18 protein-coding genes are annotated in these 21,057 nt (G+C 73.5%); 1 reads left to right on the top strand and 17 read right to left on the bottom strand.

The window, feature by feature from the left end; genetic code table 11:
• Window positions 1–92: 92 nt before the first annotated feature.
• Entirely contained in the window at window positions 93–248 is a 156-nt protein-coding gene (locus tag AB0947_RS01675) for a hypothetical protein (protein WP_366748277.1), read from the bottom strand.
• A gap of 88 nt (window positions 249–336) precedes the next feature.
• Complete coding sequence (locus tag AB0947_RS01670) at window positions 337–1,590, bottom strand: MFS transporter (RefSeq protein ID WP_366748276.1); 1,254 nt, start codon at window positions 1,588–1,590, stop codon at window positions 337–339.
• Window positions 1,591–1,893: 303 nt separating this feature from the next.
• On the opposite strand from AB0947_RS01670, the gene AB0947_RS01665 reads away from it, so the two are divergent.
• Window positions 1,894–2,532: a phosphatase PAP2 family protein gene (locus AB0947_RS01665; protein ID WP_366748435.1), complete on the top strand. Its 639-nt coding sequence runs from the start codon at window positions 1,894–1,896 to the stop codon at window positions 2,530–2,532.
• Between the two features lie 7 nt (window positions 2,533–2,539).
• Here AB0947_RS01665 and AB0947_RS01660 read toward each other — a convergent pair whose 3' ends face one another.
• The 15 genes from AB0947_RS01660 to AB0947_RS01590 are packed head-to-tail and all read right to left on the bottom strand — an operon-like array spanning window position 2,540 to window position 21,048.
• Window positions 2,540–3,865: a glutamate-1-semialdehyde 2,1-aminomutase gene (locus tag AB0947_RS01660; RefSeq protein ID WP_366748275.1), complete on the bottom strand. Its 1,326-nt coding sequence runs from the start codon at window positions 3,863–3,865 to the stop codon at window positions 2,540–2,542.
• Between the two features lie 7 nt (window positions 3,866–3,872).
• Window positions 3,873–4,424: a dTDP-4-dehydrorhamnose 3,5-epimerase family protein gene (locus AB0947_RS01655; RefSeq protein ID WP_366748274.1), complete on the bottom strand. Its 552-nt coding sequence runs from the start codon at window positions 4,422–4,424 to the stop codon at window positions 3,873–3,875.
• Entirely contained in the window at window positions 4,421–5,647 is a 1,227-nt protein-coding gene (locus AB0947_RS01650) for a polysaccharide pyruvyl transferase family protein (protein WP_366748273.1), read from the bottom strand. The genes AB0947_RS01655 and AB0947_RS01650 overlap by 4 nt, the downstream gene beginning before the upstream one ends.
• Entirely contained in the window at window positions 5,644–6,591 is a 948-nt protein-coding gene (locus AB0947_RS01645) for a glycosyltransferase family 2 protein (protein ID WP_366748272.1), read from the bottom strand. Before AB0947_RS01645 ends, AB0947_RS01650 begins: the two co-directional genes overlap by 4 nt.
• Window positions 6,588–7,907 carry a hypothetical protein gene (locus tag AB0947_RS01640; protein ID WP_366748271.1) on the bottom strand — a complete coding sequence of 440 codons (1,320 nt, stop codon included), beginning with the start codon at window positions 7,905–7,907 and terminating at the stop codon, window positions 6,588–6,590. The genes AB0947_RS01645 and AB0947_RS01640 overlap by 4 nt, the downstream gene beginning before the upstream one ends.
• 5 nt (window positions 7,908–7,912) lie before the next feature.
• Window positions 7,913–9,196 (bottom strand): DUF4910 domain-containing protein, encoded by a 1,284-nt coding sequence (locus AB0947_RS01635; RefSeq protein ID WP_366748270.1) that lies wholly within the window; start codon window positions 9,194–9,196, stop codon window positions 7,913–7,915.
• A complete protein-coding gene (locus tag AB0947_RS01630) occupies window positions 9,184–10,209 on the bottom strand; it encodes an SDR family oxidoreductase (RefSeq protein ID WP_366748269.1) in 1,026 nt (341 codons plus the stop codon). Before AB0947_RS01630 ends, AB0947_RS01635 begins: the two co-directional genes overlap by 13 nt.
• A 3-nt stretch (window positions 10,210–10,212) precedes the next feature.
• Complete coding sequence (locus tag AB0947_RS01625) at window positions 10,213–10,860, bottom strand: PIG-L deacetylase family protein (protein ID WP_366748268.1); 648 nt, start codon at window positions 10,858–10,860, stop codon at window positions 10,213–10,215.
• Window positions 10,857–11,651 (bottom strand): glucose-1-phosphate cytidylyltransferase, encoded by a 795-nt coding sequence (locus AB0947_RS01620; RefSeq protein ID WP_366748267.1) that lies wholly within the window; start codon window positions 11,649–11,651, stop codon window positions 10,857–10,859. The genes AB0947_RS01625 and AB0947_RS01620 overlap by 4 nt, the downstream gene beginning before the upstream one ends.
• 11 nt (window positions 11,652–11,662) lie before the next feature.
• A complete protein-coding gene (locus AB0947_RS01615; RefSeq protein ID WP_366748266.1) occupies window positions 11,663–12,898 on the bottom strand; it encodes a class I SAM-dependent methyltransferase in 1,236 nt (411 codons plus the stop codon).
• On the bottom strand, window positions 12,895–14,121 hold the full coding sequence (locus AB0947_RS01610) for a glycosyltransferase (RefSeq protein WP_366748265.1): 1,227 nt from the start codon (window positions 14,119–14,121) through the stop codon (window positions 12,895–12,897). Before AB0947_RS01610 ends, AB0947_RS01615 begins: the two co-directional genes overlap by 4 nt.
• 2 nt (window positions 14,122–14,123) lie before the next feature.
• On the bottom strand, window positions 14,124–15,362 hold the full coding sequence (locus AB0947_RS01605; RefSeq protein ID WP_366748264.1) for an O-antigen ligase domain-containing protein: 1,239 nt from the start codon (window positions 15,360–15,362) through the stop codon (window positions 14,124–14,126).
• A 1-nt stretch (window position 15,363) separates the two neighbouring features.
• Window positions 15,364–16,902, bottom strand: coding sequence for a right-handed parallel beta-helix repeat-containing protein (locus tag AB0947_RS01600; RefSeq protein WP_366748263.1), 1,539 nt, complete (start codon window positions 16,900–16,902; stop codon window positions 15,364–15,366).
• A gap of 13 nt (window positions 16,903–16,915) precedes the next feature.
• Complete coding sequence (locus AB0947_RS01595; RefSeq protein ID WP_366748262.1) at window positions 16,916–18,871, bottom strand: alginate lyase family protein; 1,956 nt, start codon at window positions 18,869–18,871, stop codon at window positions 16,916–16,918.
• Window positions 18,868–21,048 (bottom strand): bi-domain-containing oxidoreductase, encoded by a 2,181-nt coding sequence (locus AB0947_RS01590; RefSeq protein WP_366748261.1) that lies wholly within the window; start codon window positions 21,046–21,048, stop codon window positions 18,868–18,870. The genes AB0947_RS01595 and AB0947_RS01590 overlap by 4 nt, the downstream gene beginning before the upstream one ends.
• Window positions 21,049–21,057: the final 9 nt, after the last annotated feature.

Below are 21,057 nucleotides of genomic sequence, written 5' to 3'. Positions count from 1 at the left end.
ACCGTCCCGTCCACCCCGCCGGCGGCCGGCCCCGTCCCGTTGGGCCGGCCGCCGCTCCGTTCGGTGCGGGCGGGCGGGCGGCGGGCGGTTGTTCACTCGGCCTGGTCCGGCAGGGTGCGCATGGCCGGGACCGGGGCGAACACCAGGGGAAGGCAGCTCAGCACGCCACCGATGACGGCCAGCCAGAGCGCGCTGCGCAGCCCCAGCCGGCCGTGGCGGCCGGGGCGCGCCGACCCTCCGGCGCTCAACCCGTCCCGTGCACGCCGCCGGCGGCCGGCCCCGTCCCGTTGGGCCGGCCGCCGCTCCGTTCGGTGTGGGTGGGCGGCGGGCGGTTGTTCACTCGGCCTGGTCCGGCAGGGTGCGCATGGCCGGGACCGGGGCGAACACCAGGGGAAGGCAGCTCAGCACGCCGCCGATGACGGCCAGCCAGAGCGCGCTGCGCAGACCCAGCCACGTGCCCAGACCGCCGGCGGCCAACGCGCCGACGGTGCGCACACCGTTGATGAGCCCCAGATAGGCACCCTGCACCCGGGACCGGAGGCGGTCCGGTGTCAGGGCCTGCTGGATCGAGGAGCCGGCGATGTCGCAGAGCATCAGGCCCATGCCGGAGAGGAACTCGGCCATGACCACCAGGCCGAAGGCCACCCACTTGTCCTGCGTCGCGAACGGCACCAGGGCCAGCGCCCCGGGGAAGACCACCGAGCCGAGCAGGAACGTCGGCCCGATGCCGAGGCGCCGGGTGAACCAGCCGGTGACGAAGGAACCCAGCAGCGCGCCGACGGCACCGAGGCCGAGGGCCACACCGATCATTCCGGACGTCAGCTTCAGTTCGCGTGCGATGAACAGCAGGAAGAGCGTGAAGTAGACCGTGTAGAAGAGGTTGAGCAGACCGCCGCCGAGGAACTTGGCCCGCAGGACCGGGGTCCGGGAGACGAACCGCAGCCCGTCCCTGATGTGCGAGGACGACTCGTGCTTCTCGGGAGCCGGCTCCTGCGGGGAGATCGACCGCAGCAGGGACGCGGATCCGAGGAAGGACAGCACGTCGGCGAGGAGCGCCCCGGGTGCCGACACGATCTGCACGAGCACACCGCCGACGCTGGGGCCCACCACCCAGGAGAAGGAGAAGCTGCCCCGGGACAGCGAGGTGCCCTGCACGTAGTCCTCGCGGTCCACGAGGGCGGCGAACAGGCTGTTGCTGGAGACGTTGAACAGCATCGCCAGCGTGCCCGTCACGAAGGCCACCACCCACAGGTGGGTGAGCGTCAGCGCGTCCAGCGCGTAGGCGACGGGCACGGTGAGCAGCACGGCCGCGCGTCCCAGGTCGCAGAGGATCATCATGCGTCTGAGCCGGCCGTGGCGGTCCACGAAGCCGCCCACGTGCAGGGCGAACAGCAGGTTCGGCAGGGAGACCAGAGCCCCGAGGAAGCCCATGCCCGCGGCGGAGGCGTTCAGCGCGAGCACCGCGGTGAGCGGGAGCGCGATGGTGGACACCTGGTCCCCGAGGAAGGAAATGGTCTGCGCTGTCCAGAACCTGCGGAACGCGACCTGGTGCAGTAAGCGGGGCAGGCGGTCCATGAGCTGATTGGTCATTCATAACCGTTTCGGTCGCGAGAGGCGGCTGCCGAAGCCGTCGGCCTGGCCGCGACATTGTTCCCGCACAACCAGGTGCAGGCAAACGCGGCCGGGTGCCCGGGCGTCCGACTGAACGGATCGCGCCATCCGGTGCCGAACACCTCGCCCCGGCCGCGCTGTTGGTTAGGGTGACCGGTGGCTCCCGCGCGGGCCGAGTCGGACACGACGGGGGGCTCGTCGGTGGGCAGTGGGCAGCAGCAGAAGCCGGAGGCCGGTGCGCGCGGTCCCGCCCGCCTCCGCCCGGACCGGCCGGCGCCCGAGGTGCTGCCCCCGTCCCTGCGCGTGCGGCTCGGACCGGTCGCGGTCCTCGCCGCGCTGGTGGTGGCCGTGCTCGGGGTGCTGTACGCCGGCCACGGCGAGTCCGGCACGGTGGACCGGTGGATCACCCCGCCGACGGCGGACAGTGTGCGGCCACCGTGGCGGTACGTCGCCCTCACCCTGGACTGGCTGGGGGAGCCCGTGGGAGCGGCGGTGCTGGTCGTGGCCGTCGTGACCGGCTGCCTGCTGCTCCGGCGTCCCCGGGGCGCGGTGCTCGCCGTCGCCGTCGCCGGTGTGGCCGTGGGGACGGCGACCCTGCTCAAGCACCTGGTGGGACGCACCATCCACGGCGACGGCAACCTGTCCTACCCGAGCGGGCACACCGCCTTCGCCACCGCGCTCGCCTACGCGGTCGCGCTGCTCGCGGCCGGCCGCCCCGGCCCCGGCAGGACGGCCGGCGCGTCACCCGTGCTCGCCGCGGCGCTGGTGGCCGGCGCCGCCATGGGATGGGCGGAGGTCGCCCTGAGCGCGCACTACCCGACCGACGCCCTCGGCGGCTGGTGCACCGGGCTCGCGGTGACACCGGCGACCGCGTGGCTGGTCGACCGGGCGGCCGGCGCCGGCCGGCGAGAGGGCGGCTGACGCCGCGTCACGCCCGTCGGCGGAACACGGGCTTCACCGGCCGTCCGCCCAGCCACGGGGTGGGGTCACCGGCGTCCAGTGCCTTCCGGTACACCCCGCACGCCTGGGCCACCACCTCGACGGTGTGGTCGATGTCGGCGTCGCTGAGCGCGCTGCTCACCACGAACGACGGGGCCAGCACCCCGCCCATGAGGAGCCGGCGCAGGAACAGGGTGCGGTACCGCTGCGACGGCTGGCCCTTCTCGTCGAGGGTGGCGAAGACCAGGTTGCTGGCCCGGCCCCGGACGACGACGTGGTCGCCGACGCCCATCGCGGCCGCGGCCTCGCGGACCCCGGCGGCCAGCCGCTCGCCGAGCGCGTGCAGCCGTGCGGTGACGCCCTCTTCGACGTAGGTGGCGAGCACGGCCATCGCGGCGGCCAGGGAGTGCGTTTCCGCGCCGTGCGTGGTGGACAGCAGGAACACCCGGTCGCCGGAGTGCCGCAGCCCGCCCCGCTCCATCAGCTCCCGGCGCCCGGCCAGCGCCGAGACGGCGCATCCGTTGCCCAGCGCCTTGCCGAACGTGGACAGGTCGGGGACGACGCCGTACAGGCCCTGGGCGCCCGCCTCGGACCAGCGCAGGCCCGTGATCATCTCGTCGAAGACCAGGACGCAGCCGTGCCGGTCGGCCAGCTCCCGCAGGCCGGCGAGGTAGCCGGGCGGCGGCTCGGTGTGGGTGGCGGGTTCGAGGATCAGGCAGGCGACCTCGCCCTGGTACCGGGTGAGCAGCTCCTCCGTGGCGGTGAGGTCGCCGTAGGGGAACGCCACGGTCAGCTCGGTGGTCGACTCCGGGATGCCGGCGGACATCGGAGTGGTGCCGATGAACCAGTCGTCGACGGAGAAGAACGGATGGTCGGCGCAGAGCGCCACCCGCGGGCGCCCGGTGACGGCGCGGGCCAGGCGCACCGCTGCGGTGGTGACGTCGGAGCCGTTCTTCGCGAACTTCACCATCTCCGCGGTCGGCACCGTGGCCAGGAAGCGTTCCGCCGCCTCGACCTCCACCACGGACGGCCGGACGAAGTTGCCGCCGCGGTCGAGTTCCCGCCGCACCGCCTCCGTCACGCGCGGGTGGGCGTGGCCGAGGCTGACCGACCGCAGGCCGGAGCCGTACTCGACGTAGCGGTTGCCGTCGACGTCCCACACGTGGGCACCGCGGCCGTGGCTGATGACCGGGGCCAGGTCCTCGGGGTACTGGTCGTCGCCCTTGGCGTAGGTGTGCGCGCCCCCGGGAACCAGGGCGTGCAGCCGTTCGTTCATGGCCCGCGAGCGGGGCAGGCGGAACTCCTCGGTGTCCAAGCCGGTTTCACCCTTCCATCTGCTTCAGGACCTCGGCGAGGCTCGGCGCCTCCCGGTCCCGCTGGGACATCGATGTGACCGGCAGCGGCCACGGGACGGCGAGGTCCGGATCGTCGAAGGCGATCGTGACGTCCTCGGCCGGGTCGTGCGGGCGGTCGATCCGGTACGAGGTGTCGGCGGTGTCGGTGAGCGCCTGGAAGCCGTGCGCGCACCCCGCCGGGATGTACAGGGTCGCCTGCGTGTCCCCGGACAGCTCGAAGAAGGCCCGGCCCAGGTAGGTCGGCGAGGCGGGCCGCAGGTCCACGACGACGTCGAAGATCCTGCCGTAGGAGCACCGCACCAGCTTGGCCTCGCCGGCGCCGGAGCGCAGGTGCAGTCCGCGGAGCACGCCCCGCACCGAGCGGGACACGCTGTCCTGGACGAAGGAGTCCGGGTCGAGACCCACCGAGCGGACCAGGTCGGCGTCGAAGGTGCGGCAGAAGAAGCCGCGCTCGTCGGCGTACGGCGTCGGCTCGAACAGGTACGCGCCCTCGATCTGCGGGACTTCGGTCGCCTTCATGAGGCCTCCTGCCGGGCGGGGGTGCGGGCACGGCCGGCCGCCGGGAACAGGGCCGTGGTCAGGGCGGTGAACTGGTGGTCGAGCCGGCGGGCGGCGGCCTGGTTCCGTTCGGCGAGGATGTGCCGCAGCTCGGCCGATCGCTTCTCCAGCTCCCGGAACTGTGCGAGCAGCCGGTCGGCGTCGAGCGCGCGCGCCGGGTGGCAGTACGTGCCGAGGCCCATCCGCTCCATGAGCGCCTCGCTCTTCGCCGCGTAGGTGACGGCGAGCGTCGGCGTCCCGGTCTTCAGCGCGCAGATCAGGTTGTGGTACCGGATCGCCACCATGGTGCCGGCGGCCGCCGTCTCCTTCATCAGGTCGGCCAGGCAGGCCGTCTCGGCGGCGGTGACCAGCGGTGAGTCCACCGCGTCGAGGATCGCGGCGACCACCGGCGCGTCGCACGCGTCGCCGGTGAGCAGCCGGACCGCCCTGCCCTCCTCGGCCAGCGCGCGGACGAACCGGATCGTCCCGTCCAGGTACTGCCGGTGGATCTCCCCGGCCCGGGCCCGGTCGTCGTTGCCGCCGTGGAAGTCCATGACCCCGACGCAGACCGGGCCCGGCGGGTCCGAGGGCGCGTTCGGCCCCGGTGCCGGCAGGGCGAACGCGAGGTCCGGGTAGACCTCGTCGCGCGAGGTGTCCACGCCCATCGCCCGCATCGCGTCGCGGGACCGGTCGTCCCGGTACGACCGGTACGCGGCCAGCCGTGCCGACCAGCGCACCAGGGCCCGGGTCGGCCGGTCGCCGATCGTCGCGGCGCCGACGCTGACCAGCGCGACCCGCGTGCCCAGCAGCCGGCCGCTCGCGCAGAGCAGGAACAGCGCGTACGGGAAGCCCCACGGCCGCAGCGGCAGCGTGGCCTCCAGGACGCCCATGCCCGGCACGATCACCACGTCGTGCCGGCGCACCCAGGCGGCGGTGCGGAAGACGTCGACGAGTTTGCCCAGGCCCTTGGACACGACCGCGCCCGCGCGCGACGCGGTCCGGTACTCCCCGCGGTACCAGTGCAGCCGCGTCGCGGGGATGCCGAACCGGGCCGTGACGGCCTCGGGTCCGCCGCACAGCGCGTCCACGACCGCCCCCGGGTGCTCGGCGCGCAGGTAGCCGAGCAGGGCCTCCAGCGACCCGTCGTTGCCGAGGTTGCCGGAGCCCAGCAGGCCGAACACCCCGACGCGTGGCCCGGTCCTCATGCCCGCCGCCCCTCACGGCCGGCGACGAGGGCGTCGACCGAGACGGTGAGCGCGGCCGGGTCGACCGGGGCGCGGTCCTCGACCCGCTCGCCGGCGCCCGGCCGGGCCCGGCTGGTCATCCACGCGGCCAGGTGGCGGTAGCAGGCACGCCGGTCGGCGGGGGACAGCGGCGCCCGCCGGATCGCCGAGACGAAGCCCCAGACGTACTCGGCGAGCAGCCGGGGCGTCGGGTGCAGCGGACCGGCCCGGCGCGGGTCCAGGTTGACGCACCGGGCCCGCTTGGACGGGTTGGCCCGCTCGGCGCGGGTGGGGTGGTCGCGGCGGAAGTACAGCAGCTCCGGCACCTGGTGGAAGGGCCCGTGCAGGCCGATCTCGGCGACGAACGTGCGGTCCGCGTGGTGGTAGCTGTCCATGGGTTTCACCCGGCGCAGCACGTCGGCCCGGATCACCCCGTAGAAGTCGTCGCCGCCGGGCTCGAACAGCATGCTGCGGAAGCGCTCCGGCGCGTGCGGGGAGGCCGTGGCGAGCGTGTACTCGTACGGCACCTTCACCTGGCCGTCGCCGTCGATGACCGCCTGGTCGGCGTGCGCGAGGATCACGTGCGGCCGCTCGTCCAGCGCCTCGACGCAGCGGCGCAGCAGGTCCCGGCCGTACAGGTCGTCGTGCGAGGCCCACTTGAACAGCTCGCCGCGGCACTCGGCGAACACGAGGTTGTGGTTCGGGGTGGCGCCGATGTTCCGGGGCAGGCGGACGTACCGGATGCGGGAGTCCTTCGCGGCGTACGCGCGGCAGATGTCCTGGGTGCCGTCGGTCGAGGCGTTGTCGGAGACGACCAGCTCGAAGTCCTCGTAGGTCTGGCCGAGCAGGGCGTCGAGCGACTCGGCCAGGTACTCCTCGCCGTTGTAGACGGGCAGGCCGATGCTCAGCCTGGGTCGGTCGGTCATGTGGTCCTCACTTCGGGAACGGAGTGGTGGTGCCGCTCGCGCAGGGCGGACCGCAGGTGCAGCCACCACACGGCCGAGCCGCTGACGGTCGCGGCGGCGACCCCCCAGGCCGAGCCGACCGTGCCCCCCGCGGCCGCCCCGCCGAGCCCGCCGCCGACATAGCAGGCGGAGGCGAACAGCTGGGAGCGCAGGCTGCGCCGGGCCGCGCCGAGCGCGCGCAGCCCGGCCGCCGCGCCGGTGCCGAGGCCCGCACCGGCGACGCTGAGGGTGATCGGCACGATGAGCTGCGAGGCGGAGTGCCAGACGCCGCCCAGCACGAGGTCGCCGAGCCGCTGCGGCAGCAGCAGCAGCGACCCGCCCCACAGCAGCGCGGCGGCGGCCTGCCCGCCGCCGAGCAGCAGGCAGAACGTGCCGAGGCGGTGCGGGGCCTGCCGCAGCACCCGTGCCGCCTCCGGGACGGTCACCAGCGACAGCCCCATCAGCACGGCGAGGAAGGGGCCCATCAGGAGCTCGGCGCCGCGCACCGCGCCCACCGCGCCGACGCCGGCGATGGCGCCGAGCCCGTACGCCCGCAGCTGGCTCGCGCCGCTGAGGCTGACGTTCTCGACCAGGTAGCGGGAGCCGAGGTCGCGGTGCTCGCGCAGCCACACGCGTACGCCGCCCGCCTCGGGCCGGATCCCCGACTGGAAGCAGCCGTATCCGGCGGCCACCGCGGCGGAGGCCCCCCAGGCGAGCACGAACGCGGCCACGCTGCCGACGCGTGCCGCCAGCACCATGGCCGGGACGAGCGCCACGCACCACACGAGGTCGTTGACGAAGGCCTTCCGCCCGGTGCCGGCGGCGAAGAACGAGAACCGCCAGGCGTCCTGCAGCAGCAGCCCCGGCAGCACCACGCCGAGGCAGGCGAACGCGGGCCCCACGCGGCCGCCGAGACCGAGCCCGGCGGCCAGGCACGCCGCGCCGATGGCGGCGCCCACGCCGAGCGCGGTACCCGAGGACCGGGCCACCGCCGCGCGCCAGGACGCCTCCGGCACACCGCTGAAGCGCACCACGAGAGGGTCGGTGGCAAGGCCGCGCGAGACGTTGAGCACCACGCCGTAGGTCACCCAGGCGAGGCTGAACACGCCGAACGCGGTCACCCCCAGCGAGCGGGCCACGTAGATGCCCACCGCGAAGTTGCTGATGCTGGAGGCCGCCTGGTCGGCGAGCCCCCAGGACAGCCGGCCGGCGACGGCCCGCCGGGCGGAGCGCCGGGCGTGCGCGGCCCGGGCCGCCGGTGGCGCCGTGGTCCGCGGGTTCTCCCCCTCGGTGGTCATCGGCGTCATGCCTTGATCAGCCCGGCGCCGTGCAGGGCGTCGGCCGCGGCGGCGACGGTGTCGAACGGCAGCCCGGACCGCTCGGTGACGTCCAGCAGACCGTGCTCGCCGTCGGAGAGGCTGAGCACCCAGAGCATGGCCATCTGGGCCTGCTTGGTGTCGCTGCGGCCGCCGAGCGCGTCGTACAGTCCCCGCCGGCCCAGCTGCGGTTCGCCGTAGGGGCTGAGGTTGACGTACCGCCGGTTGCGGTCGAGGACGGCGAACGCCTCGCGGCAGACGGCGAGCGTGTCGGCCATCGCCTCCGGGGAGACGAAGTCCAGGTCGTCCGCCGAGGTGTGGTACTCGGGATAACCCGCGTACGGCGTCCGGGTGAGCGAGCCCACCCCGAGGTCGAAGCCGGGCGAGCAGTACTGCCGCTCGTCGTAGCCGTAGGGCGTGAACTCGGTGACGCGGTGCGGGCGTTCGGAGGCGGCCAGGACGTGCCGCATCACCCGGTCGATCTCCGCGTCGCCGCGCCGGCTCTGCTTGTACGTCAGCCGGCCCGGGTCGCCGGCGCAGGCCAGCACCAGGCCGTGCCTGACCCGGTCCACCCGCTCCGCGTTGCGGGCCAGCCAGGTGATCGCCCCGATGGTGCCGGGCGCGAAGACGAACCGGTAGGTGTAGTACGGCGTCCGCTCCGCCAGCGCCCGCGCCAGGAACGTCGCCACCGCGATGCCGGCCAGGTTGTCGTTGGCCAGCGACGGGTGGCAGACGTGGCAGGAGACGATCACCTCGTCGGGGACCTGCCCGGGGACCACGTGCTCGGCGTAGCTGAGGTGGCCGTCGGCGAGGGTGGAGTCGATGCGGACCTCGTAGTCGCCGTCCTCCATCGCGTCCAGGGTCTGCTGGGCCAGGCAGAACCCCCAGTCCGGCTTGTAGTAACTGGTGCGGTACGGCACCCAGGCCGGCTGCTCCGGCAGGGTGTGCAGGTGCCCGCGCAGTTCGGCCAGCGGCATGGTCGCCGACACCGGCACGCTGTAGCCGAGCACGTGCAGGCTGGACGCGGCGAAGTCGACGACCCGGTTGCCGGCGGTGTCGGCGATGTACGCGTCGCGGATGTTCCACTCCTGCGGCACGGTCCAGTCGAGCACCTGCGTGCCGGTCGGCACCTCGTGCCGCTGGAGCGGGATGTACTCCCCGACGATGTCCAAGGTGGCGCGGACACCGTCGCCGGTGATGCTCCGGCACAGCGGGTACATCCGCTCCACCAGCGCGTACATCTCCTCGCCTGCCCCGGTCACGGGCGCCACCGCAGGGTGTCGTCGACGGCACCGGACCCGGACGCCGCGCGCAGCACGGCGAGGCGGGTGAAGCGCTGCTCGAAGTCCTCCCGGGTGAGGCCGGACTTCCGGTAGGCGTCGGCGAGTTCGAGCGCGCCCCGCTTCACCGTCCACGCGCAGTCGAAGCCGGGCACCGCGGCGCGGAAACGGGAGAAGTCCACCCGGTACGACCGCGGATCGGCACCGGTCTCCCCGGTGATCACCACCTTCGCCCCGGGCACCGCCTCGGCGACCTGCCCGGCGATCTCGGCGACGGTGACGTTGTTGGTCTCGCTGCCGATGTTGAACGCCCGGTCGTGCACCGCTTCCCGCGGCGCGCTCAGCGCGGCCGAGAAGGCCCGTGCGATGTCGGCGGCGTGCACCAGCGGGCGCCAGGGGGTGCCGTCGGAGAGCACGAGCACCTCACCGGACAGCAGGGCGTGGCCCACCAGGTTGTTGAGCACGATGTCGGCGCGCAGCCGGGGCGAGAAGCCGAAGGCGGTGGCGTTGCGCATGTACACCGGGGTGAAGTCGCCGTCGGCCAGGGAGTGCAGGTCGTCCTCCACCCGCACCTTGGACTCCGCGTACGGCGTCACCGGGCGCAGCGGGGCGTCCTCGGCCACCAGGTCGTCGCCGCCGGCGGCGCCGTAGACGGAGCAGGTCGACGCGTACAGGAAGCGCCGCACCCCGGCGTCGCGGGCCAGCCGGGCCAGCCGCACGGACGCGTGGTGGTTGATGTCGTAGGTGAGCTCCGGTGCCAGCGATCCCAGCGGGTCGTTGGAGAGCGCGGCCAGGTGGATCACGGCGTCCACCCCGGTCAGGTGGTCGGCCGTGACGTCACGCAGGTCCACCCGGTGCCCCGGCGGGTCGGCGGGCGCGGGGCCCAGGACGCAGTCGGCGAACAGGCCGGAGTCGAGGCCGACGACCTCGTGCCCGGCGGCCGTCAGGACCGGCGCCATGACGGTGCCCAGGTAGCCCTGGTGCCCGGTGAGCAGTACGCGCAAGGTTCATTCCCCCAGGTCAAGCGTGAGTTTGGTGACGGTGAACGCCTCGGCGTAGCGCTCGTGGCATTCGATGCCGCGGATCCGGGCCAGGCCGAGGAAGGCCTCTTGGTCGTACCAGGGCCGGTGCCGCTGCGAGGGGTAGTGCTCCTGCAGCAGCCGTACCTTCTGTTCGGCGGTCCGCGGTGACAGCGGCTGGTAGGCGGACGGCCGGCCGAGATCGCCGTCCCACTTGACGATCTCGTAGCCGAGGACCAGGTGGTCGCGGAACGCGGTCGGTACCAGCCGCGCCAGGCCGCGGTGGTCCTGGTGCGCGTCGTCGGTGCGCGGGGCGAGGACCAGGTCCGGGTCGGTCCGCTCGCGCAGCGCCTCCACGGCGGACTTGGCCTCCTCCCAGTGCGCGGGAAGCCGGCCGTCCGGCAGTTTGTGCACGGTCAGCCGCAGGTCGGCGCCCGGGCAGAAGGCGGCGAGCGCGGCCCGCTCCTCCTGCTCGCGCTCGCCGCCACCACCGGAGAGCACCAGCGCGTCGACACGGACACCCGGCCGCGCCTGGCACAGCGTCAGCAGCGTGCCGCCGGCGCCGATGGCGATGTCGTCGCAGTGCGCGCCCACCGCGACGATCCGCTCCAGGGGTCCCGCCCCCAGCCGGATCACGCGGTCACCCCCGCGCCGTCCCGCTCCCACACGGCCCACGGACGGTCACCCCGGGCATAGGCGGCGTCGAGCGCGGCCCGCTCCTTCACGGTGTCGGTCGGCTTCCAGAAGCCGCGGTGCCGGTGCGCGACCAGCCGTCCGCGCTTGGCCAGCTGGGCGCATCCGTCGGCGACCAGGTCCCCGTTCTCGGGGATGTGGTCGAAGACCTCCTGGCGGAGCACGAAGTAGCCGCCGTTCTCCCACAGCGGCAGTTCGCTCACCGCGGTGATGCCCCCCACCAGGCCGTCCTCGCCCAGCTCCACGCAGTGGAAGGACGACTGCGGCGGCACCACCATCATCGACGCGCCGGCGTCGCGCCGGGCGAAGTTCTCGATCATCTCCGGCAGCGGGGCGTCGGTGAGCACGTCGGCGTAGTTGGCGAGGAACATCTCGTCGCCGTCCAGGTGGTGCCGCACCCGGCGCAGCCGCTCCCCGATCGGCGACTCGATGCCGGTCTGCGCGAACGTGATCGTCCAGTCCGAGATGTCGGTGGACAGCAGCTCGGTCCGCCCGCCCCGCAGCACGAAGTCGTTGGACGTCGTCTCCTCGTAGTTGAGGAAGAACTCCTTGATGTGGTGGGCCCCGTACCCGAGGCACAGGATGAACTCCGTGTGGCCGAAGTGCGCGTAGTAGCGCATGACGTGCCAGATCAGCGGTCTGGGGCCGACCATCGCCATCGGCTTGGGCACGTCGTCCGCGGCACCGCTGCGCATCCGCATCCCGTAACCGCCGCAGAACAGAACGACCTTCATGCTGTGCCCTCTCACGACGCGGCCTCGACAATGCTCAGTTCCGGGATGGGGAAGACCAGCCGGCCGCCCCAGTCGTGCACGTAGGACAGCTGCTCGACCAGTTCGGCCCGCAGGTTCCACGGCAGGACCAGCACGTAGTCCGGCTTGTCGGCGGCGATCCGCTCGGGCGGCAGGATCGGGATGCGGGTGCCCGGGGTGAACCTGCCGTGCTTGTAGGGGTTGCGGTCGACCGTGTACGCGAGCAGGTCGGGCCGGATGCCGCAGTGGTTGAGCAGGGTGTTGCCCTTGCCCGGGGCGCCGTAGCCGACGACCGTCTCGCCGCGCTCGGCCGCCTCGACGAGGAACCTCAACAGGTCCCGGCGCACCTTGGCCACCCGTGCGGAGAACTCGGTGTACCCGGACAGCTCCTGGAGCCCGGCGGCCTTCTCCCGGTCCAGCACGTCGGCCACCCGCCGGGACGGCTCGCCGGCGGCCTCGGCCGGCCGGGCCCACAGCCGGATGGAACCGCCGTGCGTGGGCAGCAGCTCGACGTCCACCAGCGCGAGTCCGCCGCCGGCCAGCGCCCGGATCGCGGAGGCGACCGTGTAGTACTGGAAGTGCTCGTGGTAGATCGTGTCGTACTGGTTCTCCTCGATCAGGGTCAGCAGGTGCTGCACCTCGATGGAGACCCAGCCGTCGTCGGCGACCAGGGCGCGCAGTCCCCGGGTGAACCCGACGACGTCGGGGATGTGCGCGTACACGTTGTTGGCCACGACCAGGTTCGCCGGGCCGTGCCCGGCACGGACCGCCGCGCCGGTGTCCGGGCTCAGGAACTCCGTGAGCGTGGGCACGCCCGCGTCCCGGGCCGCCGCGCCGACGTTCACCGACGGCTCGATGCCGAGGCAGCGGATCCCCCGGTCCACCACGTGCTTCAGCAGGTAGCCGTCGTTGCTCGCGACCTCGACCACGAAGGCGTCCGGGCCGAGTCCCACCCGCCGCACGGCGTCGGCGACGAACGTGCGCGCGTGCTCCACCCAGGACGTCGAGTACGAGGAGAAGTACGCGTACTCCTTGAACGTCTCCTCCGGCGTGATCAGCGGCGGGATCTGCGCGAGCCAGCAGTCGGTGCAGACCCGCAGGTGCAGCGGGTACGTCGGCTCCGGCTCGTCCAGTCGGTCCGCCGCGAGAAAGCTCTCGCACGGCGGCGTCGCCCCCAGGTCGACGACGCTCACCAGCGCCGCCGAGCCGCAGAGTCGGCATCGTGTCATCCAGTGCCCCCCATTGGTTCCGTCCCCCCTCGATGCGCCCGCCCCGCGATCGCGGCGCGGTACTCCTCTTCCAGGCGCTCCAGCCCGACGGCCGGGCTGAAGCCCTTCTCGTAGCGGCGCCGGGCCGCCTGGCCCATCTCCCGGCCCAGCTCCGGCCCGGTCGCGATCCGGCGGATCCGGTCCGCGAGCGAGACGGGGTCGCCCGGCCGGTGCAGCAGCCCGGTCACCCCGTCCTCGACGAGTTCGACGAACCCGCCGTGACCGGCGGCGACAGCCGGCACGCCCGCCGCCATCGCCTCCGCGACCACCAGGCCGAACGTCTCCATGGCCATCGACGGGGCCACCACGGCGACCGACCGCGCGACGGCCTGCCGCACCTGGGCCGGTTCGAGCAGACCGGCGTAGCGCACGTCGTCCCGGCCCGCCGCCCACGCGGTCACCTTCCGCTCCAGCGGCCCCGCGCCGGCGAGCACGAGCGGCACGCCGACACCGCCGTCCGCCGCGATCGCGTCCCACGCGGCCATGAGCAGCCCCACCCCCTTGGCCTCCGCCAGCCGGCCGAGGAAGAGCAGGTGCTCGCCGTCGCCCTGCCGGCAGGCGCCGGGATCGGGTACGAAGTTGTGCTTCACCGTCAGCAGCCCGGCCGGCAGGCCCGACCGCACCAGGACGTCGCGCTGCGCCTCGGAGATGCACAGGAACCGCTCCACGCCGGACCACCACCGCCGCCGGTTGACCGACAGGCTCACCGCGAGCGGCACCGTCGCGAGACGGGAGCCCCGGTAGCAGCCGTGCCGGACGGCGGGCAGCGGCACCGCCGGGCCGACGCACTCGGTGCACAGCCGGCCGTCCCGTTGCAGCGTGCCGGGCGGGCAGACCTGGGTGTAGTTGTGCAGCGTCGCGACGACGGGCACGCCCACGTCGGCGCAGGCCGCGAGGACCGCGGGCGACAGGAGCGGGAAGACGTTGTGGACGTGCACCACGTCCGGCCGCTCGGCGCGGAGCCGGGCGGCGAGCTCCCGGCGCACCGCCGGGTTCCACGGCACGAGCAGCGGCACCGCGACCTTGCCGGACAGGGACCGGCCGGCGATGTCGTCGCTGCGCCGCTCGAACACCCCGACCCGGTGGCCGGCCGCGCGCAGCAGCGCCACCTCCTCGTCGACGACCCGGTTCTCGCCGCTCGGCTGCGCCGAGGAGTAGCGGTTGTGCACCACGAGGACGTGCATGGTCAGCTCACCTCCCGGTCCTGGGCCCAGCGCGGGACACCTGGCCGGGGCGGCGGGGGCGCCGGCGGTGGTGGAGCCGTGGCGGGCGCCGCGAGCAGCGAGGCGGCCAGGGCCAGGTGCAGCAGGTACGGCGAGGCGTCGCCGAGGCCCGCCTCGGTGTAGGACGAGATCGCGACGTAGCTGATCAGGAAGATCGCACAGGCCCTCGACAGCGACGGCGGCCGCAGCAGCGCGACACCGCCGAGCACGAGGATGACCGCCGCCACGAGGGCGACACCGACCAGGCCCTGCTCGTTGTAGACGGCCAGCCAGCTGTTGTCGATCGGCAGCCCGCCGAACGACTTGTCGCCCAGGCCCACGCCGAAGAACCGCTCCCCGGTCGTCCGGGGCGCCGCCAGCAGGGCGTCCCAGACCTTGGCCCGGCCGGTGAGGCTGGAGAAGTTCTCCTTGCTCTGTCCGCGCAGGAACCACGCCTGGAGCGCGGAGGCGAACCCCACCGCGGCCACCGTCGCGCACAGCACCGCCCAGGTGAAGAAGCGGCGGGCCGCGGCGCTGGTGAGCATGAGCGAACCGATCGCCAGTGCCAGCCCGGCGAGCAGGCCGACGGTGGCCGTCCGGGTGTGGGTGAGCGCGAGGAGGACGAGTGACGGAACGATGACGACCACCGCGCTCGTCCTGTCGACCTGGCGGCCCAGGAGCAGCAGCACGGTCAGCCCGGTGATCACCGCCGTGTACTGCCCGATCTGCGGCGGGGTGAGCGGCCACAGCGCGCCGACGAGGCGTCCGCCGTAGAGGTCGGGCATGGCCGCGCCCGGTGAGATGGCCAGGCCCGCGGCCACCGACACGAGCACCGCGAAGTACATGCGGATGTGGTACCGGACGAAGGTCACACTCCCGTCCCACCAGCGGCTCACCAGCCACAGCGTGCCGATGAAGAGGGCAAGCCGGGTGCAGCGGAACAGCGCGCCGAACCCGGACTCCAGGTGCACGCTGGAGAGCACGCTCGGCACCAGCAGCAGGGTGAGCAGGAACACGAAGGCGCTGGGTCTGACGCGCAGCCGCACATTGAGGGCGAGCGCCAGCGCGAACGCGGCGACCAGCGAGCCCATGGTGACCAGCTGGATGAGGGAGCGCGGCAGCTGGACGATGGTCTTCGCCCCGGCGGAGCCGAGCGTGTTGAGACCCAGCAGCAGCCAGACGATCCCGACGGCCTTCGGTGGGGTGGCGGGGGCACGGTCCATCTCAACCACCGGCCCGCTTCGTCGCGAAGGTGCTGCCCGTGTCCTGCCGGTACGGCGGGCCCTGCCACTGCCACCGGTCGAGCACCCGGCTCGGGTCCTGGACGACGAACTGCCACGGTCCGCGGTAGGTGTTGTCGTGCCAGCGGTTGTGCTGCTCCAGGGTGATCGCCTCGGCCACCCGCTTGCCCTTGTAGGGCGACCAGTCCGGATAGGTGCCGTAGTTGGCCAGCACCGCCATGCGGTCGCACTTCTCCGTGCACTTGACGACGGACCTGTCCAGGACGAAGCGGTTGTCGTGGATGTCCACGCGCTGCGTCTTCCAGCGGCAGTCGGCGTACAGCGGTGCCCTGGCGATCGCCGGTTTCGCGCAACGGGCCTTGTCCTTCACCAGCAGCGTGCAGTCACCGGAGGAGGTGTTGGCCGGACTGTTGCAGAACCGGTCGGCGTTCTCCCACAGGGTGATCCCGTTCCAGTTGTTCTCCAGCAGGTTCCGGTAGATCTCGATCTTGTCCGTGCGGGCCGCGACCCGTGGCTCGCCGCCGGCCTCCGACAGGTAGACGGTCCCGAACGGGAAGTCGTCGCCGCGCTCGGCGCTGCCGCGGCCCTCGACCCAGTTGTTCCGCCGGATCGTGTTGTTCCGGATGACCGCGTTGTAGCTGATCTCGTAGATCAGCGCCGCGCCGTCGTTCTTCTCGATCAGGTTGTCCTCGAAGCGGAAGTCGTTGTTGTTGGTGTCCGCCCACAACCCGGCCCCGCGGTTGTCGTGCACCCAGTTGCCGCGCACCTCGGCGCCGTCGACCGACCAGAACTTGACGCCTCCGGTGCAGCCGCAGCCGGGCTTGCGCCGCTCCCAGTCGCCGGTGTTGTTGCCGGTGATCTCGTTGCCCTCGACCACCAGGTCGCGGATGGTGTTGCCGGTCTTGTACGCGTTCATCCCGTACTGGCCGTTGTCGCGCAGGCAGTTGGCGCGGACCTGCTGGCGGGCGCCGGCCATCAGCCCGGCGCCGTCGTTGTCCTGGATCGTGCTGTGCTCGATCACCCACCCGTCGGCCATGTCGTGGTTGACCACGCCCTCGTCGGTCGGGGCGACGAAGCGCCGCACGGTCAGGTAGCGGATGGTGACATCGGGGGCGGTGCCGCTGAACGCGTACGCGTTCTTCCTCCCGCCGTCGAGGACCGCGCCCGGCGCGCCGAGGTAGCGGTCCCCCTTCTTGGGCATGACCTGGGCGTAGCGCTCCGGATCGAGCCGATGCGTGCCCGGCCGCAGCCAGAACGTGGTGCCCGCGGGGCTGTTCTTCGTCTTCTCGGCCAGGTCGCCGACCACGTCGGGGTCGACCGTCACCGCACCCGCCGGAGCCTTCGCGGGCCCGGCGCCGGGCTTGGCGCACACCCGGGCCACGGCTGAGGCGGCCCCGGATTTGGACGGCGCGGCGGCCGGCCTGCCCGGAGTGTCCGGCGAGCTCGTACAGCCGGCCGCCGCCAGCAGGGCCAGCGTCAGCGGTGCCGCGGGCCACGCCCAACGCCGGCACTCGATCCCCACGGGTCCTCCCCCCCTAGCCGCGGAACGTCAGTACGGTGGTGAACCCCCGCAGGCCGTCGGCGACACCGGTGCCGACCAGCGTGGTGGTGGGTTCCTTGCGCCCGAAGCCCGCGGAGTACCAGCCCAGCGGCGGCTCGGTCTCGCCGCGGTGCGCCCGCCAGGTAAGTTCCCCCGGCAGCACCAGCACCGCGGAGCGGTCCTCGCCGTCCCGGGTCCAGGTGAGTTCCGCCAGGTTCCCCACCAGCTCCGCGCCGACGGCCGGGCCCAGGTGGAAGGCGAGCCGCACGGGCCGGCGCGGGCCGAGCACCTCGTCGACCACCCTCAACTCCCGCTCCGCGGCGCTCAGCTCCACCCGCCGGCGGTGCGTGGAGGGGCGGTAACCGTCGTGCTCGGCACACCAGCGGGCCGTGCCGTGCGAGGAGGCGCCGGAGGTGTCCGCGGCCAGGACGCGGCTGCGGGCGTGCCGGGTCCACAGGAACGGGCCGCCGGAGACGGACTGGTCACCGCCGTCCAGTTCCAGGGTGTTGTGGCCGAGCGTCGACCGGAAGTACCGCCGCCACGCGGGCTGCCCGTGGTAGCAGTACGTCCCCGGGTCGGCGAGCACGTCGACCCCGTCGTGGCGGACCTCCACGGACAGCGCGTCCGCGTGGGCGTGCGCGGCGATGGACAAGAAGCCGTGCGGGCCGCCGTCGCAGCGGCACCAGATTCCCTCCGGACCGCGCAGGATCGTCATGCCCGCGTCGGCGAAGTGGGCCGGCCGGCTCGCCGGGCGGGACACGGACAGCCGGGCGGGTCCGCAGAGCGCGGCCAGCAGCGGGGTGCGCACATCGGTGCCGGTCACCTCCGGCCACCAGGCGAGCCGGCCGAACACGGCGTCGCCGGTGGCCAGCAACGAGGCCCAGCGGTCGGTGCCCGCGCCGTCCACGACCAGACCGTGCCCGTCGTCCGCGTCGCCCTGGCGCGGCGGGCGCAGCCGGTCGTCCACGACGGCCGCGAGCGCGTCGGTCATCCGCAGCAGCACCAGGCGGACCGTCGCGGGAACCGGCACGCCCGCGGCGTCCGCCTCGGCCACCGCGGCCAGGCCGAGCTCCAGCACGAGTCCGTGGTACTCGGAGGCCAGCTCGCGGTTGAGACCGGAGGGGAAGGTGTTGGCGCGCAGGTGCCGCTCCAGCGACCGCAGCGCGTCGGCCCGCCAGCGCGCCGAGGCGGGGAACCAGTCGAACGCGCAGGCCGCGGCGAACTGCCCGGCGGCCTCGGCGATCACGTGGTTGTTCGCCGACGACCCCCGGCTGGGGAAGGCGGCCAGCCAGCGCTGGTGGTGCCAGATCTGGTGCAGCGCCACCGGGTCGCCCTCGAACAGGGCGGCCGCGCCCGGCCAGCCGTCGAGCAGCCGGCGGATCCACACCCAGGACAGCAGCCGGATGCCCAGCTCGATGCCGCTGGTCCAGTGCACCCCGCGCAGCGGCGGGTTGGCCGCCCACCACGACCGCAGGTGCCCGGCCACGCGTTCGGCGTACCGCTCGTTCCCGGTGACCGCGTAGGCGGCGGCGAGCACGGTGAGGTACTGGTGCCGGGACGGCTCCCAGATCTGCTTGATGTCCCCGACCGCGTCCTCGTCCCGGTACGGCACGTCGAAGGCGTAGCCCTGCGGGGCCCGGCGCCCGGTCTTCGGGTCGTACCGCCAGTCCGGGTCGGCCAGGTCGTCGCGGACCACCCCGAAGAACTCGGCGTGCCCGTCCATCAGCCGGTCCGCCTCGGCGACGAGTCGTTTGGCGGCGTCCGGCGGCACCGCGGCGACCGTCCCCGCGGGCAGGACCGCGGTGAACCGGGCGCCGGTCACGCTCGGACAGTCCGGCGGCGGTGCCGCACGCCACCGCCGTCTGCGCACCGCGTCGCCCGCCCGGCCCGCGACCTCCCGCGGTCCCATCCGGGACAGCCGCCGCAGGTACCAGCCCGCGCTCATGGTCATCGCGCCCGCTCCAGCGTCACCGGCGCACCGGCGGCCAGCCCGGTCCGCACGGCGAGGGTGGCCGCCGTGGTGGCGACCAGCGACGGGAGCGGCACCGGCATCGGCCCGCCCGTCCGCACGGCCTTGACGAACGCGGCCAGCTCGGCGTTCTGCCCCTTGTCCCGGGCCTTGGGCAGCCGCGAACTCACCCACCGCTTGCGGTCGTACACGAAGGCGCGGACGAAGTCGTCGAGCCGCAGCGCCTTGCCGTCCGCGACCAGGTCCAGCGTCTCCTTGGGGAAGCCGGCCGGGCCGCTGGTGACGTAGCTGACGGTGGCGGTGGACCCGTCCGGGTAGCGCAGGACGACCTGGAGGTCTTCGTTGCCGGGCGAGGCGACCGCGTACACCGAGACCGGGTCGGCCCCGAGCAGCCAGCTCGCCGTGTCGATGAAGTGCCCGCCCTCGCCGGCGAACCGCGAGCCCTCGGTGCCCTGCTGGAGGTACCAGCTGGTGTGGTCCAGGCGGCCCGCGTTGACCAGGTACCGCAGGTTCGCCGGGCCGGTCCGGGTTCCGAACCGCGCCCTGGCCTCCCGCAGCAGCGGCGCGAACCGGCGGTTGAAGCCCACCTGCAAGCGGTCGTTGCCGGACTCCTCCACCGCCGCGAGCACCCCGGCCAGCTCCTCCTCGGTGAGGGCCAGCGGCTTCTCCACGAACACGGCCTTGCCGGCCAGCAGCGCCCTGCGGGTCAGGTCGGCGTGCGAGCTGTGCCGGGTGACGACGAACACCGCGTCGACGGACTCGTCACCGAGCACGGCGTCGAGGTCGGTGGTCGCCTGGGCGAAGCCGAACTTGCGCTGCGCGTTGGCCGCGGACAGCGCCGTCGTGGTGACGACGGTCGCCAGCTCGACGCCGTCGCGCTGCGCCAGGTGCGGCAGCAGCATCGACGTCGCGTAGTTGCCCGCGCCGACGAACGCCAGCCGCACCGACGCGTTGGCCGCCCGGACCGGACGCCGCCGCACGTTCACCGCGGGCACGGCCACCGCCGGTGCCGCCGCCTCCCCGGTCCCGCCCTCCTGCCGGGGATAGCGGAACAGCACGGCCACGGCCTTCAGCTCGCCGTCCTTCAGCCGCCGGTACGTCTCGACCGCGTCGTCGAAGTCGGCGACGTGGGACACCAGGGGCTCCACGTCGACGCTGCCGCGGGCGAGGAGGTCGAGGAAGCACGCCAGGTTGCGACGCTCGGTCCAGCGCACGTAGCCGATCGGGTAGTCGCGCCCCTCCAGCTCGTACTCCGGGTCGTAGCGCCCGGGGCCGTAACTGCGGGAGAACCGGACGTCCAGCTCCTTCTCGTAGTACGCGTTCCACGGCAGGTCCAGGCGGCACTTGCCGATGTCGACGACCCGGCCGCGGTCCCGGCTCAGCCGGGCGGCCAGCTCGACGGGCTGGTTGCTGCCGCCTCCGGCGGCCAGGTACACCTGGTCCACGCCCAGGCCGCCGGTGAGTTCCGCGACGGCGCTCTCCACGGCCGCGGACGCGGGATCGCCGCAGGCCGCGGCGCCCAGACGCCCGGCCAGCTCGCAGCGCACCGGGTCGGGGTCGACACCGACGACGCGCACCCCCGACGCGGTCAGCAGCTGCACCACCAGCTGCCCGATCAGCCCGAGGCCGATGACCAGGGCCACTTCGCCGAGCCGTGGCTCACCCTGGCGGACGCCTTGGAGGGCGATCGACCCGACGGTGCCGAAGGCCGCGTGCCGCGGCGCGAGGCCGTCCGGCACCGGGACGTACAGGTTCCTCGGCACCCAGTTCACCTCGGCGTGCAACGCGTGCTCGTTGCCCGCGCAGGCCACGAGGTCGCCGGCCTTCACATCGTCGATCCCGGCGCCGACCTGCTCGACCACCCCGCACAGCGAGTAGCCCAGCGGCGTGTAGGAGTCCAGCTTGCCCATCACCTTGCGGTAGGTGGCGGGCACCCCGTTGGTGGCCACGCTCTGCATGACCTTGGCCACCTGGTCGGGACGGGAACGGGCCTTGCCCAGCATCGACATGCCGGCCTCGGACACCTTCATGAGCTCGGTCCCGGTGGAGATCAGCGAATAGGCGCTGCGGACCAGCACACCGCCCGGCTTGCACCCCGGCACCGGCACGTCGAGCACCGCCAGCTCGCCGCTCTTGTAGTTCTGCACAACCTGTTTCACCCGAACTCC

This window comes from Streptomyces sp. NPDC047841, assembly GCF_040704085.1.
Classification (GTDB): Bacteria; Actinomycetota; Actinomycetes; order Streptomycetales; family Streptomycetaceae; genus Streptomyces; species Streptomyces argyrophylli.
The sequence above is the reverse complement of the archived record's forward strand: the minus strand, read 5'-3'. Positions and strand labels throughout refer to the sequence as shown.

Bases quoted from the DNA above. Each gene is read 5' to 3' on its own strand.
- AB0947_RS01595 (WP_366748262.1), bottom strand. From the start codon at position 18,871: ATGACCATGAGCGCGGGCTGGTACCTGCGGCGGCTGTCCCGGATGGGA.
- AB0947_RS01640 (WP_366748271.1), bottom strand. From the start codon at position 7,907: ATGACCACCGAGGGGGAGAACCCGCGGACCACGGCGCCACCGGCGGCC.
- AB0947_RS01670 (WP_366748276.1), bottom strand. From the start codon at position 1,590: ATGACCAATCAGCTCATGGACCGCCTGCCCCGCTTACTGCACCAGGTC.
- AB0947_RS01615 (WP_366748266.1), bottom strand. From the start codon at position 12,898: ATGACACGATGCCGACTCTGCGGCTCGGCGGCGCTGGTGAGCGTCGTC.
- AB0947_RS01605 (WP_366748264.1), bottom strand. From the start codon at position 15,362: ATGGACCGTGCCCCCGCCACCCCACCGAAGGCCGTCGGGATCGTCTGG.
- AB0947_RS01645 (WP_366748272.1), bottom strand. From the start codon at position 6,591: ATGACCGACCGACCCAGGCTGAGCATCGGCCTGCCCGTCTACAACGGC.
- AB0947_RS01655 (WP_366748274.1), bottom strand. From the start codon at position 4,424: ATGAAGGCGACCGAAGTCCCGCAGATCGAGGGCGCGTACCTGTTCGAG.
- AB0947_RS01650 (WP_366748273.1), bottom strand. From the start codon at position 5,647: ATGAGGACCGGGCCACGCGTCGGGGTGTTCGGCCTGCTGGGCTCCGGC.
- AB0947_RS01610 (WP_366748265.1), bottom strand. From the start codon at position 14,121: ATGCACGTCCTCGTGGTGCACAACCGCTACTCCTCGGCGCAGCCGAGC.
- AB0947_RS01620 (WP_366748267.1), bottom strand. From the start codon at position 11,651: ATGAAGGTCGTTCTGTTCTGCGGCGGTTACGGGATGCGGATGCGCAGC.